The sequence below is a fragment of the Streptomyces sp. NPDC051064 genome, from assembly GCF_044455985.1.
Lineage (GTDB): Bacteria > Actinomycetota > Actinomycetes > Streptomycetales > Streptomycetaceae > Streptomyces.
The window spans coordinates 123,567-138,550 of sequence record NZ_JBITFK010000001.1; the positions used below are offsets into that span (position 1 = coordinate 123,567).

13 protein-coding genes are annotated in these 14,984 nt (G+C 71.9%); 3 read left to right on the plus strand and 10 right to left on the minus strand.

What is annotated here, in order from left to right:
- Positions 1-41: 41 nt before the first annotated feature.
- From araD to ACIBCU_RS00630, 5 genes are all read right to left on the minus strand, one after another.
- Positions 42-1,784, minus strand: coding sequence for an L-arabinonate dehydratase (gene araD / locus ACIBCU_RS00610; RefSeq protein WP_362934588.1), 1,743 nt, complete (start codon positions 1,782-1,784; stop codon positions 42-44).
- On the minus strand, positions 1,781-2,683 hold the full coding sequence (locus tag ACIBCU_RS00615) for a dihydrodipicolinate synthase family protein (protein ID WP_399229709.1): 903 nt from the start codon (positions 2,681-2,683) through the stop codon (positions 1,781-1,783). Before ACIBCU_RS00615 ends, araD begins: the two co-directional genes overlap by 4 nt.
- 50 nt (positions 2,684-2,733) lie before the next feature.
- Positions 2,734-3,390 carry a GntR family transcriptional regulator gene (locus ACIBCU_RS00620; RefSeq protein WP_362934591.1) on the minus strand — a complete coding sequence of 219 codons (657 nt, stop codon included), beginning with the start codon at positions 3,388-3,390 and terminating at the stop codon, positions 2,734-2,736.
- 234 nt (positions 3,391-3,624) lie between these two features.
- Positions 3,625-4,809: a hypothetical protein gene (locus ACIBCU_RS00625; RefSeq protein WP_399228272.1), complete on the minus strand. Its 1,185-nt coding sequence runs from the start codon at positions 4,807-4,809 to the stop codon at positions 3,625-3,627.
- On the minus strand, positions 4,806-5,765 hold the full coding sequence (locus ACIBCU_RS00630; RefSeq protein WP_399228274.1) for a 5-dehydro-4-deoxyglucarate dehydratase: 960 nt from the start codon (positions 5,763-5,765) through the stop codon (positions 4,806-4,808). Before ACIBCU_RS00630 ends, ACIBCU_RS00625 begins: the two co-directional genes overlap by 4 nt.
- A 335-nt stretch (positions 5,766-6,100) precedes the next feature.
- Between ACIBCU_RS00630 and ACIBCU_RS00635 the strand changes: the two genes are divergently transcribed.
- The 3 genes from ACIBCU_RS00635 (at position 6,101) to ACIBCU_RS00645 (ending at position 8,497) form a co-directional block, all read left to right on the plus strand.
- Complete coding sequence (locus tag ACIBCU_RS00635; protein ID WP_362934600.1) at positions 6,101-6,910, plus strand: NAD(P)-dependent oxidoreductase; 810 nt, start codon at positions 6,101-6,103, stop codon at positions 6,908-6,910.
- Positions 6,911-6,966: 56 nt separating this feature from the next.
- A complete protein-coding gene (locus ACIBCU_RS00640; protein WP_362934603.1) occupies positions 6,967-7,200 on the plus strand; it encodes a hypothetical protein in 234 nt (77 codons plus the stop codon).
- Between the two features lie 64 nt (positions 7,201-7,264).
- Complete coding sequence (locus tag ACIBCU_RS00645) at positions 7,265-8,497, plus strand: TerD family protein (RefSeq protein WP_399228276.1); 1,233 nt, start codon at positions 7,265-7,267, stop codon at positions 8,495-8,497.
- A 108-nt stretch (positions 8,498-8,605) separates the two neighbouring features.
- Here the strand turns inward: ACIBCU_RS00645 and ACIBCU_RS00650 are convergent, their stop codons facing one another.
- The 5 genes from ACIBCU_RS00650 to ACIBCU_RS00670 form a co-directional block, all read right to left on the minus strand.
- A complete protein-coding gene (locus ACIBCU_RS00650; RefSeq protein ID WP_014156926.1) occupies positions 8,606-8,836 on the minus strand; it encodes a hypothetical protein in 231 nt (76 codons plus the stop codon).
- 79 nt (positions 8,837-8,915) lie between these two features.
- On the minus strand, positions 8,916-10,496 hold the full coding sequence (locus ACIBCU_RS00655) for a TROVE domain-containing protein (protein WP_399228279.1): 1,581 nt from the start codon (positions 10,494-10,496) through the stop codon (positions 8,916-8,918).
- A gap of 334 nt (positions 10,497-10,830) precedes the next feature.
- Positions 10,831-12,297 (minus strand): alkaline phosphatase PhoX, encoded by a 1,467-nt coding sequence (locus tag ACIBCU_RS00660; RefSeq protein ID WP_399228280.1) that lies wholly within the window; start codon positions 12,295-12,297, stop codon positions 10,831-10,833.
- A 220-nt stretch (positions 12,298-12,517) separates the two neighbouring features.
- Positions 12,518-13,990: a hypothetical protein gene (locus tag ACIBCU_RS00665; protein WP_399228282.1), complete on the minus strand. Its 1,473-nt coding sequence runs from the start codon at positions 13,988-13,990 to the stop codon at positions 12,518-12,520.
- 317 nt (positions 13,991-14,307) lie between these two features.
- Positions 14,308-14,937, minus strand: a complete 630-nt coding sequence (locus ACIBCU_RS00670; protein ID WP_362934615.1) for a DUF4232 domain-containing protein — start codon at positions 14,935-14,937, stop codon at positions 14,308-14,310.
- Positions 14,938-14,984: the final 47 nt, after the last annotated feature.

Here is a 14,984-nt window from a genome sequence, read left to right on the forward strand (position 1 = left end):
ATCCCGGACGGGGCGGTGCGCGGAATTCCCTTCGCCCGGCTTCAGCCCGCGTACGGGTCGGGCACTTCTCCCTGCCGTGCCAGGAACGCGAAGTCGCATCCGGTGTCGGCCTGGGTGATCTGGTCCTGGTAGAGCGCGCCGTAACCGCGCCCGTAACGGGCGGGCGGCTCGGTCCACTCGGACCTGCGGAGTTCCAGCTCCTCGTCGGTCACGTCGAGGTGGAGCAGCCGCGCCTCGACGTCCAGCGTGATGCTGTCACCGGTGCGGACCAGGGCGAGCGGTCCGCCGACGAAGGACTCGGGCGCGACGTGCAGGACGCAGGCCCCGTAACTGGTGCCGCTCATCCGGGCGTCGGAGATCCGCACCATGTCCCGTACACCCTGCTTCAGCAGGTAGTCCGGGATCGGCAGCATGCCGTACTCGGGCATGCCGGGGCCGCCCTTGGGGCCGGCGTTGCGGAGCACCAGCACATGGTCGGGGGTGAGGGCCAGGGCCGGGTCGTTGATGGTGCGCTGCATCTCTTTGTAGTCGTCGAAGACGACCGCGGGACCGGTGTGGCGCAGCAGGTGCGGCTCGGCGGCGATGTGCTTGATGACCGCGCCGTCGGGGCAGAGGTTGCCGCGCAGGACCGCGACACCGCCCTCCTCCGCCAGAGGGTTGTCCCGCTCCCTGATGACGTCGGGGTCGTGGACGAGCGCCCCGTCGAGCTGTTCGCGCATCGTGGTGTGCGCGACGGTGGGCCGGTCCAGGTGGAGCACGTCGGTGAGCCGCGCCAGGAACCCGGGCAGCCCTCCGGCGAAGTGGAAGTCCTCCATCAGGTACTTCCCGCCGGGGCGGAGGTTGGCGAGGACGGGCACGGTGCGGGCGATGCGGTCGAAGTCGTCCAGGGTGAGCTTCACCCCGGAGCGGCCCGCCATGGCGATCAGGTGGATGACGGCGTTGGTGGAGCCGCCAAGGGCGAGAACGGTGGCGACCGCGTCCTCGTAGGCGTCCGCCGTGAGGAGCTGCGACAGCTTCAGCTGCTGCCACACCAGTTCGACGATCCGGATCCCGGACTGTGCCGCCATCCGGTCGTGACCGGAGTCCACGGCCGGGATGGAGGAGGCACCCGGCACGGTGACGCCCAGTGCCTCGGCGGCCGCCGTCAGGGTCGAGGCGGTGCCCATCGTCATGCAGTGGCCGGGCGAGCGGGCGAGCCCGTTCTCCAGCTCGGCCATCTCGCAGTCGCCGATCAGGCCGGCCCGCTTGTCGTCCCAGTACTTCCACATGTCCGTGCCGGAGCCCAGGACCTCGTTGCGCCAGTGCCCCGGCAGCATCGGCCCGGCGGGCACGAAGACCGTCGGCAGGTCGACGGACGCGGCGCCCATCAGCAGCGCGGGCGTGGACTTGTCGCAGCCGCCCAGCAGCACGGCGCCGTCGACGGGGTAGGAGCGCAGCAGCTCCTCCGTCTCCATCGCCAGCATGTTGCGGTAGAGCATCGGGGTCGGCTTCTGGAAGGTCTCCGAGAGGGTGGAGACCGGGAATTCGAGGGGGAAGCCGCCCGCCTGCCAGACTCCCCGCTTGACCGCCTGCGCGCGGTCGCGCAGATGGACGTGGCAGGGGTTGATGTCCGACCAGGTGTTGAGGATCGCGATGACCGGCTTGCCCAGGTGCTCCTCGGGGAGGTAGCCGAGCTGCCGGGTACGGGCGCGGTGGCTGAACGAGCGGAGCCCGTCCGTGCCCCACCACTGATGGCTGCGCAGCTCCTCGGGGGCGATGCGGCCCGCCGTGCCGTTGTCCGTCATACCGACCACCCGGCGACCAGACCGGCGACCTCGGCGCGCTGCTCCTCGGGCAGTGCCCGGCTCGGTGCGCGTACGTCGCGGCGGCAGAGCCCGAGCGAGGACAGGGCCTCCTTGACGACCGTCACGTTGTTGGCGGACTGCTGGTCGGCGCGCAGTTCCTCGAAGCGGCGGATCTGCTCCCAGACCTTCATCGCCGCGAGGTAGTCGCCCGCCCGCAGCGCCTCCAGCATGGCGAGCGAGACACCGGGGGCGACGTTGACGAGTCCGGAGGTGAAACCGCTGGCGCCGGTCGCGAAGTAGGAGGGGGCGTAGAGCTCGGCGAGCCCGGCGACCCATACGAACCGCTCCAGGCCGGCGTCCCGCGCGAACGCGCCGAAGCGGGCGGCGTCCGGGACGGCGTACTTCACGCCGATGACGTTGGGGCAGCTGTCCGCGAGCTCGGCGAGGCGCTCGCCGGCGAGCAGCGGGTTACGGATGTACGGGACGACCCCGAGCCCGGGAACGGCCTCGGCGATGGCCCGGTGGTAGTCGATCCAGCCCTCCTGCGAGACGTAGGGGTGCACCGGCTGATGCACCATCACCATCTCGGCCCCGGCGTCCCTGGCGTGCTCGGCCGCGGCCACGGCGGTCGGCACGTCGTGGCCGACCCCCACCAGGACGGTGGCACGGCCTCCGGCCTCCTCGACGGTCAGCTCGGTGACGGTGCGCCGCTCGTCGGGGGTGAGTGCGTAGAACTCACCGGTGTTGCCGTTCGGGGTGACGATGCGGACGCCGCCGTCGAGCAGCCGTCGCAGCAGTGCGCGGTGCGCCGGGACGTCGATGCTCCCGTCCTCGGCGAACGGGGTCACCGGGATCGCCACAACGTCAGCGAGGGCCGCCTTCAGCGGGGAGAGGTCCATGCGGACTGGCCTTTCGTCGAGGTGCTGGTGATACACGTCCAGCTGGTGGTTCACGCTGTGTCACCCCCGTCTTCGTCGTCGGGGAATGCGCGGCGTACGAAGGATGCGATGTGGTCGTGCAGGGCCCTCACGGCGGCCGTCGCGTCGTCGGAGAGGGCGAGCCGCAGGATCTCCCGGTGCTCGGCCGCCTCGCGCTCCCAGGACGGGTTCGCCGACCAGGCCACGGTCGAGACGAGTGCGGCCTGGTCGCGGATCTCGTCGAGCATCCGGGCGAGCAGCGGGTTCCCGCAGGGCAGGTAGAGGGCCCGGTGGAAATCCCGGTTGGCGAGTGACCTGTCCGCCTTGTCGATCGCCGAGTCGGCACGCTCCAGGGCCTCCTGGGCCGCTTCGAGCGAGACCTTGCGGGTCATGGAGCGGCGCAGCGCCTCCGGCTCGAGGAGCAGGCGTACGTCGTACACCTCCCGGGCCATGGCCGCGTCGACGAGTCGCACGGTGGCACCCTTGTACTGGCTCATGACGACCAGCCCGGTGCCGGCGAGCGTCTTCAGTGCCTCGCGTACGGGCGTCTTCGACACCCCGAACTGCGCGGCGAGTTCGGTCTCCACGAGCGCTTGCCCTGGCTTCAGCTGCGCGGTGAGGATCGCGTGCTTGATCGCCTCCAGCACGTACTGGGTCCTGGAAGGAATCGGGGCAGGCGCAAAGGTCATGGGTGAAGAGCTCTCACATCTCGCGTATCGCGTCTCATATATGACGTACGAAGTACGACGCGATGAAGCTAGAGCGGTGGGAATGTTTCGTCAACGCTTCTGGCAAAAGAAGTTCCGCGAACGTCGGATCCGCGTCCTCCGGGGGCGGCCCTCGCACCCCCGGGCGGACATGACTCAGGCCCCCGGCCGCACGCCGGGGACCTGAGTTCTTCGCGCGTGGGGAACGCGCCGGGATCAGCCGCCGCGGACGGCGGAGAGGGCGGTCGCGACGGCGCTCAGGTCCGGCCCGGAGGCCAGGCCCGCGTGGTAGAGGCGCAGTTCGTTCGCGCCGAGCGAGGCCGCGTGCGCGGCGTCCCGCTCCAGCGTGCCGGGGCTGCCGCCCATGCCGCTCACCACGTTGAAGTTCGCCGCCAGCACCCCGGACAGCTCCGCGAACGGCCCGAGAACGGCCTCGCGTGCCGTTGCGCCACCGGTGCAGGGCAGCACGACGCCGTCCGCCGTGGAGAGGATGTGCGCGGGGTCGACCCCCACGTTGGCCCCGGTGCGGTAGGAGGCGGGATCGGCGTGGAGCAGGACCTGGAAGTCCGGCCCGGGTGCCGCTCCCCTTACGGCGGCGACTGCGGCCTCCTGGAGCCCTCTGGCGACAGGGGCGCGCCACCGCCGGGTGGCGTCGGCGAGGCCGGCGCCGAGCAGCTTCTCCACCCCGGCCCAGCCCTGCTCACCGGAACCCGATCCGGCCCAGACCGGTTCCAGGGCGTGGCGCACGGCGGTGCGCAGCTCTTCGGCGTCCTGCCCCACGGAGGCGTAGCCGGCCCGGCAGTCGGCGCAGAAGCAGAGGGACATCAGATACTGCGCCGCGTCCCCGAGCGCGACCCCGGAGGTCTTGTCGTGGGCGTGCAGATGGGCGAAGCCGTACCAGCCGCACGATTCCAGCTCGGTGCCCGACGCCCCGGGGCGGGCGCCCGCCTCCGCCGCCAGGTCCACCAGATACGCGCGGACGGCGGGCTGCGCGATGCACGGCGCCCAGGGGTAGCGGTCACCGTAGGCGTTGACCACGGAGGTGTCCGGGTGCTCCGCGCCCAGGCGCGAGTTGTGCGCGAGGACCACCCAGGAGTGCACCTGGAGGCCGGCGCCCGCGAGGGCCTCGGCCGCCTCGGCGTACGGGTCCTCCCCCGCCACCCAGGACTGCGTGTAGGGGCGCAGCTCACGCCGCGCCCAGCGCGTGGCGTCCGGCGGGTAGAGCACGGCCGCGTGTTCGGCGGTCACGATCCGGCGGCCGGGGTGGCGCGGGGTGAGGGCCCGGGTGGAGTGGTAGGCGGAGGCGAGCGTCACCTGCTGGACGCCGAGGCCGGCGAGGCGGGCGGGGGCGTCCGGGTCCCCCACGACGTCCCAGGGGTACAGGAAAGCCGAGGCCTTCACTTCACCTCACCCGCGCGGTACTTCTCCAGGACCGCGCGGCCGTTGGCGATGATCGAGGTCAGCTCCTCGATGTGCACGGCCGGGGGCTCGGTGAGCGGGGTGCGCACCGTCCCGACGGCCAGACCCTCGAGCCGGACGCCCGCCTTCACGAGCGACACGGCGTAACCGTGGCCCTTGGCCCGGAGTTCGACGAGCGGACGGTAGAAGTGGTCGAGCAGGGCGTTGACCAGGTCGTCGTCACCGGAGTCCAGCGCCCGGTAGAACGCCAGGGCGATGTCCGGGGCGAAGGCGAAGACGGCGGAGGAGTAGAGCGTGACGCCGATGCCCCGGTAGGCGAGCCCGGTGAGCTCGGCGGTGGGCAGCCCGTTGAAGTACAGGAACTCCTCGCCGGGCAGCCCGGTGCGCACGGCGCTGACGATGCGCTGCATCAGGTCGAGGTCGCCGTAGCCGTCCTTGAGGCCGATGATCCCCGGGGTCCGGGCCAGGGCGACGACGGTCTCCGGGGTGAAGAGCGCGTTGTCCCGCTGGTAGACGACCGTCTCCAGGGAGGTGGCGGCGGCGAGGGCCGTGTAGTGGGCCAGCAGCCCTTCCTGGCCGGCGACGACGAGATAGGGCGGCATGGCGAGGAGCCCGTCCGCCCCCGCCTCCTCGGCGAGCTTCGCGTACTGGATCGCGAGCGCCGTGCCGTAACCGGCACCGGCGACCACGGGCACCTGTCCCGCGGTCTCCTCGACGGCCGCCCGGACGACGAGCCGGAACTCCTCCGGGGCCAGTGCGTGGAACTCGCCGGTGCCGCAGCAGGCGAAGACGGCCGCGGCACCGGCGTCCACGCCCTTGCGCACGTGCGCGCGGAAGGCGTCGAGGTCGACGGCGCCGTCCGGTCCGTAGGCGGTGACGGGGAAGAAGAGCGGCCCGGCGGCATCGGTGAGTCGGGCGGCAAGAGGGGCTGAGGTCACGGGCGCTCCCTGTGCAGATTCAGTCGTGCACAATTATGATCGGTGTCCATATCTCTGAACGCCGCCACGCTAAAGCAGCCGTGCTGCGCCGGTCAAGACAGGAACACCCAGCCTCGGGACGAACCCACCCGGACCGAGCGACACTTGACGGGTCCGCCGCGAGTTCCTAGCGTGTCCACGCATGTGAATGCTGCCCATGGATTTGACGCCTCGGGCGGTCGCGTGACTTCGGCGTGCCTGGCGCACCCCGCCGCCCGCACCCCCACGCAGCACCGCATCACCCCGTCCGCGCACGTCGCGCCCGCACCCTGCGCCCGCACCGAGGAGACCCCCGAATGCCAGCTCCGCGCACCGTCCTTCTCACCGGCGCCGCCGGCGGCCTCGGCACCCTCATGCGGGGACTGCTTCCCGCGTACGGCTACGACCTCCGGCTGCTCGACCTCACGCCCATCGAGGGCGAACCGGACGCCGTCACCGCCGACCTCGGCGACAAGGCCGCGCTGCGGGAAGCGGTACGGGGCGTCGACGCGGTCGTCCACCTCGCGGGCATCTCCCTCGAGGCCTCGTTCGACAAGATCCTGCGCTCCAACATCGAGGGCACCTACAACCTCTACGAGGCGGCACGCGAGGAGGGCGTCAGGCGCATCGTGTTCGCCTCCTCGAACCACGCCATCGGCTACACCCCGCGCCCGGTCGCCGGCGACCCGCTGATCCCGGTCGACACCCCGCGCCGGCCCGACACCTTCTACGGCCTGTCGAAGTCCTTCGGCGAGGACCTCGCGCAGTTCTACTGGGACAAGCACGGCATCGAGACCGTCTCCGTGCGGATCGGCTCCTGCTTCATGGAGCCGACGTCGGTGCGGATGCTCTCCGTCTGGATGAGCCCCGGCGACGGGGCGCGCCTGTTCCACGCGGCCCTCACCGCAGAGGACGTGCGGCACACGGTGGTCTACGGCTCCTCCGACAACACCCGGCTCTGGTGGGACCTGACGACGGCCCGTTCCCTCGGCTACGAGCCGCAGGACGACTCCGAGCAGTACGCGGAGAAGCTCGTCGCCGAACACGGGGAGCTGGACCCGGCGAACCCCGACCACGCCCACATCGGCGGCCACTTCGTCACGGACCCGCCGATCTGGCCGTACTAGGACCGGGCCCACGCAATTCACGCGACGCGGCACCGCGGGTCGGGCACCATTCGGGCATGCCGAAACCCTCCGGATTCCGGTACGAGCAGCACGGCGACGCGAGCGTCACCATCACGCACCACGGCCGCCCCGCGGGCACCCTGCGCGGCGGCCGGGCGGAGAAGTTCCTCGCGGAGGTGACCTCCGGCGACGCCCAGCTCGTCATGGCCCGCTGGACGGGCGCGTACCGGCACGGCAACGAGCGCACCGCCCGCGAACACCCCCGCAACCGGGCGCGCGGCGGGCGCTGAGCCGTACGGAGCAAGTCCGCGAAGGTAAGGGAACGGCAAAGCCGGGTCGTTCGTTACCCCGTGCATGACCGCAATGACCCCCGGCTCGAACATCCCTCTCTCCGCCGCCCGCGTGGCGGTGGACGTCGCCGCCCCGGTGCGGCTCGACGTCTCGGGCCTGCTGCTCACCGCCGACGGCAAGGTGCGCTCCGACGACGACTTCATCTTCTACAACCAGCCATCGGGCCCCGGCGTGACCTACCGCTCGGGCGGCGGGTCGGCGCCCGACGCGATCGTGGTGGACACCACCGCGGTCCCCCCGGGCATCGAGAAGATCGTGGTCACGGCGAGCCCCGACGCCGCGGGCCAGACCTTCCGGGGCGTGGAGCCCACCGCCACCGTGCGCAACGCGGACGACGGCAGCGCGCTCGCCACGTTCACGCCGCCGCAGCTGGGCGGCGAGACGGCGCTGGTGGTCATCGAGATCTACCTGCGCAACGGCGCCTGGAAGGCCCGCGCCGTCGGCCAGGGCTATGCGAACGGCCTGGCGGGCATCGCCACGGACTTCGGCGTCTCGGTGGAGGAGCCCGCCCCGGCGGCGACGCCCGCACCGGCCGCCGCACCCGTCGCACCGCCCGCCGCTCCGCCCATGGCTCCCCCGGCCGCCGCGCCCGTCGACCCGCGGCTCGCGCCGCCGGCCCCCGCGGCACCGCCCGCACCGCCGGCCCCCGCCGGCTCCGGCAAGATCAATCTCGACAAGGGCCGGATCAGCCTCCAGAAGAACCAGACCGTGTCCCTGGTCAAGGGCGGCAAGCCGCTGCTCTCGCAGGTCAAGATGGGCCTCGGCTGGGAGCCCGCGTTCCGTGGCAAGGACATCGACCTCGACGCCTCGGTGATCGCCTTCGGCCCCAACCGCAATCACCTGGACAGCTGCTACTTCGGCAAGCTCTCCATCCTGAACGGCGCGGTCAAGCACTCCGGCGACAACCTCACGGGTGAGGGCGCGGGCGACGACGAGGTGATCGTCGTGGATCTCGGCAGGATCCCCGCGGACGCGACCGGCCTGGTCTTCACGGTCAACTCGTTCACCGGGCAGAAGTTCACCGAGGTCGCCAAGGCCTACTGCCGGCTGATCGACGCGCGCACCGGCGAGGAGCTGGTCCGCTTCGACCTGACCGGCGCGGAGCCGCAGACCGGCGTCATGATGGCCAAGCTGATCAAGCAGTTCTCCGGCGAGTGGGAGATGACCGGAATGGGCGAGTTCGTGAAGTCCCGGACCGTCCGCGGCATGGTCAAGCCCGCCGCCAAGGCCCTGTAGCACCGCCGCCCCCCGGAAACGGCTTCCGGGGCACCCGCGGGTTCTCCCCTCAGGTGCCCCGGATCCGGAGAGTTTCCGGTGGGACGCGGTGCGTGCTCGTTCGCTCTCTCAGAGCTTGGTCAGCTTGGAGTACGGGCTCAGGATCCTCCCCTGTCGCCCCGAGAAGTCGATGAGCACTGCGTCGTTGTCGCCCTCGACAGCGAGGACTCGGCCGAGTCCGAACTGGTCGTGCGACACCCTGTCGCCCACATCGAAGCATTCGACCGGTGGGGCCGCCTGGGCCGGGCGGTTGAAGGGACTGGAAGGCAGGTGACGCCGGGAACCGGCTGACTGTTTCATTACGGTCGAGTATGCGCCCTGTAAGCGCCCGACGCCATGCCCGACCGCTCCGGAGCGGTCAGTAGTGCCGCATTCGTAATCAGCGGTTCCAGGGCCAGTCCGCGCTCCTGCCCGCTTCCAGCAGGGGCACCATGCGGAACGCCGCGTCGGAAAAGCCCCCGAAGGTGTGGCGGTTCTCGCCTCCCGACGGCGCGTGCCCGACCCGGTACCCGGCGAGGTTCCAGGTGTAGACGGGCACGTCCGCCGGGATGCCCTCGGTGGCGTCCCCGTAGTGCGTGAACGACGCCTGCTCGTCGGTGACGATCAGCACCCGGTCGTGCCCGCGGTAGTGCTTGCGTACCGCCTGCACGGTATTCGTGCCGCCCAGGTCGCCGAAGCGCTCCAGGATCTTCAGTACGGACTCGCCCTTGCGGCACTCCACCTGCCGGCTGCCCGTACCGAACTGCACCAGATCGGCCTCTGCGGCCCGCAGCGCCAGTGCCGCGCCGAAGACCGCCGCGGCGTCGGCCCGGTTCAGGAGCGAGCGGTCGGAGAGCGGTGACCACATCGAGCCGGACCGGTCGACGAGGACCAGGGTGCGGCCGGGCAGCGCGGGGACATTGCCCAGCGAGTGCCCGAGCGCCCGCTCCAGCGGGTACGCCCACCGCAGTGACGGGGCGTGCTGGTACGCCGCGAGGTAGCGGAAGGGGAACTGCCGCGAGGCGGCGACCGCCTCCGGGTCGCTGATCCTCTCCGCCACCCCCGCCGCGACGTCGTCCGACACACCCGCCTCGTCGAAGTTGCGCAGGTTCCGCACGAGCGCCATCGCGCCCATGGACGGGATCACGGCCTCCCAGGCGGCGGCGTCCATAGGTCCCTGCAGCCAGCCCGCCAGCGCCTCCCAGGTCATGCCCGCCTCGGCCAGCCGGTCCACGCCACCGGGCCCGGTGATCACCGCACGGCGCTCGGCGACCGGCAGCGCCATCAGCGCCCGGTGGGCGGTCAGCGTGCGGTCCGACGCGGGCGCCACGGCGTCCTCGGGGTGGTGCCTGCGGTCCAGGGCGTACCGGAACAGGTCCCCCTGCCAGGGCTTGGCGGGGTCGGGCGCGGCGTGCACCAGATTGAGTACGTCGCCGAAGCGATAGCCCTTGGACGCCGTGTCGTACTTCAGCAGCGTCCTGCCGCTGTAGAGCCGGCGCACGGCGTCGGCGATCCCCCGCTTGACCGGCTTGGGCACGGCGCGGCCGTACCGCGAGGTCCAGTATCCGAGCAGCTCACCGGGCTCGTCCGCGCGCAGCAGCACGGAGTCGACGACCTGCCGGTTGGACGGGCCGTCCTCCGCGCCGGCCTCGAGCCGCGCCTTCACGTACTCGGCGGCACCGACGACCGACGCCGTACGCATCCGGCCCTCGCGGCGCAGCCAGCTCAGCAGCCCCGCGGTCCACTCCGGGTCCTCCACGGCGAGCGTCCGCACCAGCGTGGCGAAGCGGCTGTCGCGGCTCTCGCCGTCCTCGTGGAAGGTCTCCTGCGAGACGAAGTTGGCGACGCCGAGCAGAAAAAGTTCGGAGCGGTTGTCCCGGAGGTGCCCCACGGCGCCCTGGTGGTTGCGCGCGGTGCGCCCGGTGGACTTCACGGGCGAGGTGGCATGGGGCCGGGTGGAGCGGGTGTTGAAGCGTGCCATGTGAATTCCCCCGAATTCATGGGAGAGGACACAGCGAAGAAGGGGTGCCCGAGATCTGGAGTCGGCGACGGTGCTATTCCGATGCTCTACCCAATTGAGCTACCGGCCGTGGCCGGACGGGACTCGAACCCGCAACCGTCAGATCAAAGAAGTATCCGTCGCCTGCGCACCGGGCACCCCGGCGCTCGTGCCTCCCGAGGTCAGGATGGCCGCGGCGTGATTTCGGGAAAGGAAGTAGCCGCTGCCTTCGCACCGGGAGGTGCGTGGCCCTGACTCTAGGAGAACAACTGCGCGGCGCGCGAGAGGATTTCCCCACGCGCCGCGCAGGCTGGTGTCAGTGCTTGTCCGGCTGGCGCTTCCACGGACCCGTGATGGCGAGCATGATGCCCGGGGTCTGGATGTTCGCGAACAGCGTCTTTCCGTCCGGGGAGAAGGTGACCCCGGCGATCTCGCTGTAGGAGGGGTCCTCCTCCGTGCCGGCGTTGAGGTCGTTGCGCGCGATCGGGTAGGTGCGGCCGCTGTCGGTCGCGCCGAAGAGGTGCTGGATCCCGTTGCCGTCCTCGGAGATGACGATGCCGCCGTACGGGGACACGGTGATGTTGTCCGGGCCGTCGAAGGCGCCGTCCACGGACGGGTCGGCGTTGACGCCGAGAAGGACCTTGAGGGTGACCGTGCGGCGCTTGGGGTCGTAGAACCAGACCTGGCCGTCGTGGGCCACGGGGCTCTCGTCCCGGGCGAAGGAGGAGACGAAGTAGGCGCCGCCGTCGCCCCACCACATGCCCTCGAGCTTGCGGGCGCGGGTGACCTCGCCATCGGCGAACTGCTTGCGCACGGACACGGTCTTCGCGTCGCGGTCGGGGACGTCGACCCAGTCCACGCCGTAGACGGTGCCGATCTCGGTGGCGCGGGACAGGTCGTCGACGAACCTGCCCTTCTTGTCGAAGCACTTGGTGGCCTGGAGGACACCGGCGTCGTCGGCGAGGGTGCGCAGCTTCCCCCGGCCGTGCTCGAAGCCGTGCGGCGGGACCCAGCGGTAGAGCAGGCCGTTGGGGCCGGACGCGTCCTCGGTCAGGTAGGCGTGCCCCCGCTTCGGGTCGATGACGACGGCCTCGTGCGCGTACCGGCCGAACGCCTTGATGGGGCGCGGGTCGCGGTTGGCGCGCTTGTCGTACGGGTCGACCTCGAAGACGTAGCCGTGGTCCTTGAGCAGACCGTTCTTGCCGGCCTTGTCCTCGGTCTCCTCGCAGGTGAGCCAGGTGCCCCACGCGGTGCTGCCACCCGCACAGTTGGTCGACGTACCCGCGATGCCGACCCACTCGGCGGTGCGGCCGTCGCGACGGGTCTCCACGACGGTGCAGCCGCCGGCCGCGACCGGGTCGTAGACGAGGCCCTCGGTGAGCGGGACGGGGTACTCCCAGCGGGCCCGGGTGCCGGCCAGCTCGTGGTTGTTGACCAGGAGCGTGACACCGCGGGCGCCTTCGAAGGCGGCGGTGCCGTCGTGGTTGGAGGGGGTCGGCTCGCCGGTCTCCAGCTTGGTGACCCCGCTGTGGGTGATGACGCGGTACGAGAATCCGGCGGGCAGCGCGAGGATGCCCTTCGGGTCGTCGATCAGCGGCCCGTAGCCCAGTTCCTTGCCGTGCCCGTGGCCCTTGTCGTCGTCCCCGTGCCCATGGCCGTGCCGCGAGTCCTCGGCGGCCAGGGCGCCGGGTGCCGTGGCCAGTGCGCCGACGGCGCCGGTCAGGGCTATCCCCGCTCCGGTGAGGGCGGACTGTCTGCTGAATTCCCTGCGGGTGATCAACATGGCGGGCTCCTGGTGCTGCGTGGCCGGGTGGGCTGGCGCGATCACGTTCCCTCCCCCGCACCAACTCCGGCTGAACGCCGGTCGGCGCTCCGGGGGCCTGTGGCCCAACCCGCTCCCCGGGTCAGGACAATTACGCCCAGAAGTGCGGCGACAACAGGCCGCGTCTGGCTGAAACGCACCGGTCCACCAGGTGGTGCGGCTGCCGTCCCGTACCCGCGCGTCAGCTCTGCTGCCGCGACCGCGCCTTGTACGCCGCCTTGCGGGCCGCTTTCGCGGCGCCGCGGTCGCCGTGGAGGCGGCCCATCGCCTCGAGGACCTCGGCGGTCGCCGGGTGCTCCACCCGCCAGGCCTCGTCGAAGAAGCCGCTGTGCTGGCCGGAGAGCCCCTCGACCAGCTCCTGGAGCTCGTCCAGGTCGCCGTCGGCGTCCAGTTGGGCGGCGATCGTGTCCACGGCCAGCCAGAAGATCATCGACTCCGGGGGCGCGGGCACGTCCGCCGCGCCGCGCTCCGCGAGCCAGACCCGCGCCAGACCGCCGAGCTCGGGATCACCGAGCACCGCGCGCACCGCGGGCTCCGCCTCCGGGCCGACCAGGGCGAGGGCCTGCTGGCAGTGGAGCCTGCGCAGCGGTGCCCGCCGGTCGGCGCCGCGCGCCGCGTCCAGGAGCTCCACCGCGGCGGCCTCCGCCCCCTCGGCTCCGCGGCGGCCGAGCCAGAGACCGACCTCGGTGCGCGCGGCCTCCTCGGGGTAGTACGCGATGCCGTCGAGGAGGGCGTCGGCCCCCTTGTCGGCGAGGTCACCGACGGCGGGGGCGTCCACACCGGCCTCCAGCATCCGCTCCCGGATGCCGTAGAGGCCGAGCGGCGTCAGCTTCACCATGCCGTAGCGGGTGACGTCCTCGTCGTCGACGGGCGGTGTCGCCTCCTCGCCCTCCTCGGTCAGCAACGTCTCGTCCACCGGCCGGTATTCGACGATCCCGATGGGTTCGAGGACCCGGAACTGGTCGTCCAGCCGCATCATCGCCTCGGACACCTGCTCCAGGACGTCGTCGGTGGGCTCCCCCATGTCGTCGGGCACCACCACGGAGGCGGCGAGGGCCGGCAGCGGCACGGGGCCGTCGGCGGGACCGGCCTCCGAGAGGGTCAGCAGATAGAGGTTGCCGAGCACCCCGTCGAGGAACTCGGCCTCCTCCTCCGGGTCCCAGTCCAGGGCGTCGAAGTCGACGCTGCCGTCCTCACCGATGAGATCGGCGAAGTCGTCGAAGGCCGGGGCGGTGGCGTCCGCGTGCACGGCCTCCAGCCCGTCGAGCCAGATCGCGAGGACGTCCTGCGGGGATCCGGAGGTCAGCAGCGCCAGGTTCTCGCCGGCCGTGACGGTGCCCTCCGCATCGCCCTCCCCGGTCCCGTCGGCGTCCTGCGGGTCCTCGAAGTCGACGAGCCCGGTGTCGACGGCGAGGCGCCACGCCTCGCTGGCGTAGGCGGCGCCGTCCTCGTCGTCGCCGAGCCCCAGGTGCTGTGCGGCCTCGGGCAGCTGCGCCTCGACGAGCTCACCACCGGCGCCGACCCGGGTCGCCGGCCCCGCCCAGCGGGCGAGGCGGACGGCGCGGGCGAGCAGCGGAGCGGCCAGCGCGTCCCGTGCCAGCTCGGCCTCGGTGTGCAGCCGCACCGGCGGCAGGGAGGGGCGCTCTGCGGACATCAGTGGGTTCTCCTCGGGGGCGTGCGCGGGCTGTGTGCGAGGGGCCGGCCCGGTGTGTACGGGGCCTTGGCCGCCCCCCAGCGTAGACGCATTTCGTCCCGAGCCCGGTTCTCCTACAGGCCGGACGCGAGGCGAGCGCGGGTGTGTAGCGGCGGACGGTACTGCGCCTCAGGGCGGGGTGACTCTGGACCCGGTGCCACCGCGGTGTCATCGGTCCGACCCCGGTGGCCCGAGGCGGCGAGCGCGTCGACGTGGGCCTGTGCACTCTCCCACGATCACCACCCTCATACGTCAAGTGCGCTTGAGGTCAAGACCGGTCATCCGGCCGTCCGCGCACGCCACGCCGTCGTGTTCAGCTCGTCCATCAGGCGTATGTCGTGGCCCTCCAGCGGGAAGACGCGTGCCCCCGCGTCCGGGGCGGCGGCGATCTCCAGGGCGTCGCCCTCGATGAGGTCGCCGCCTTCCTCGGTGGAGACCCAGGCCAGCGTCGATGTGACGCTCGCGCCGGGCTTCAGCATGACCTCCTCCGGCCCCTCGTCGTTGCCGAACATCGATCCGCCCGCGTTCACGGGTACGGGGATGCGTTCACCCTCGTCACCCAGCGCGCGGACGGACGGGTAGCCGTGGACGCGGTAGGGCTGCTTCCCGCAGTTGGTGAGCGTGAGGGTGACGGCGCGGTGGAACATCGCCGTCTGCACGGGGCCCATCTCCACGACCACTCCGGAGGCGGGGCAGCCGTCGGCCGGCGCGGTGGGCGTGGGCGCTCCCTGGGCGGGTGCCTCCGTCGTGGCCCCGGCGCCCGGGGCGGGCTCGGCGTCCGTCGGCCGCGTCGTGCGGGTGGGGCCCGGCTCCCCCTCGCCCGCGGGGACGAGGAAGCCGGCACAGCCGGACAGCGTCAGCGTGGCCGCCGTGAGCACGGCGGCCGGGATCGTTCTTCGTACGCGCATGCCGTGCACCCACCCCCGGAACGGTTTGTCGCAACCGCGTTCGATCA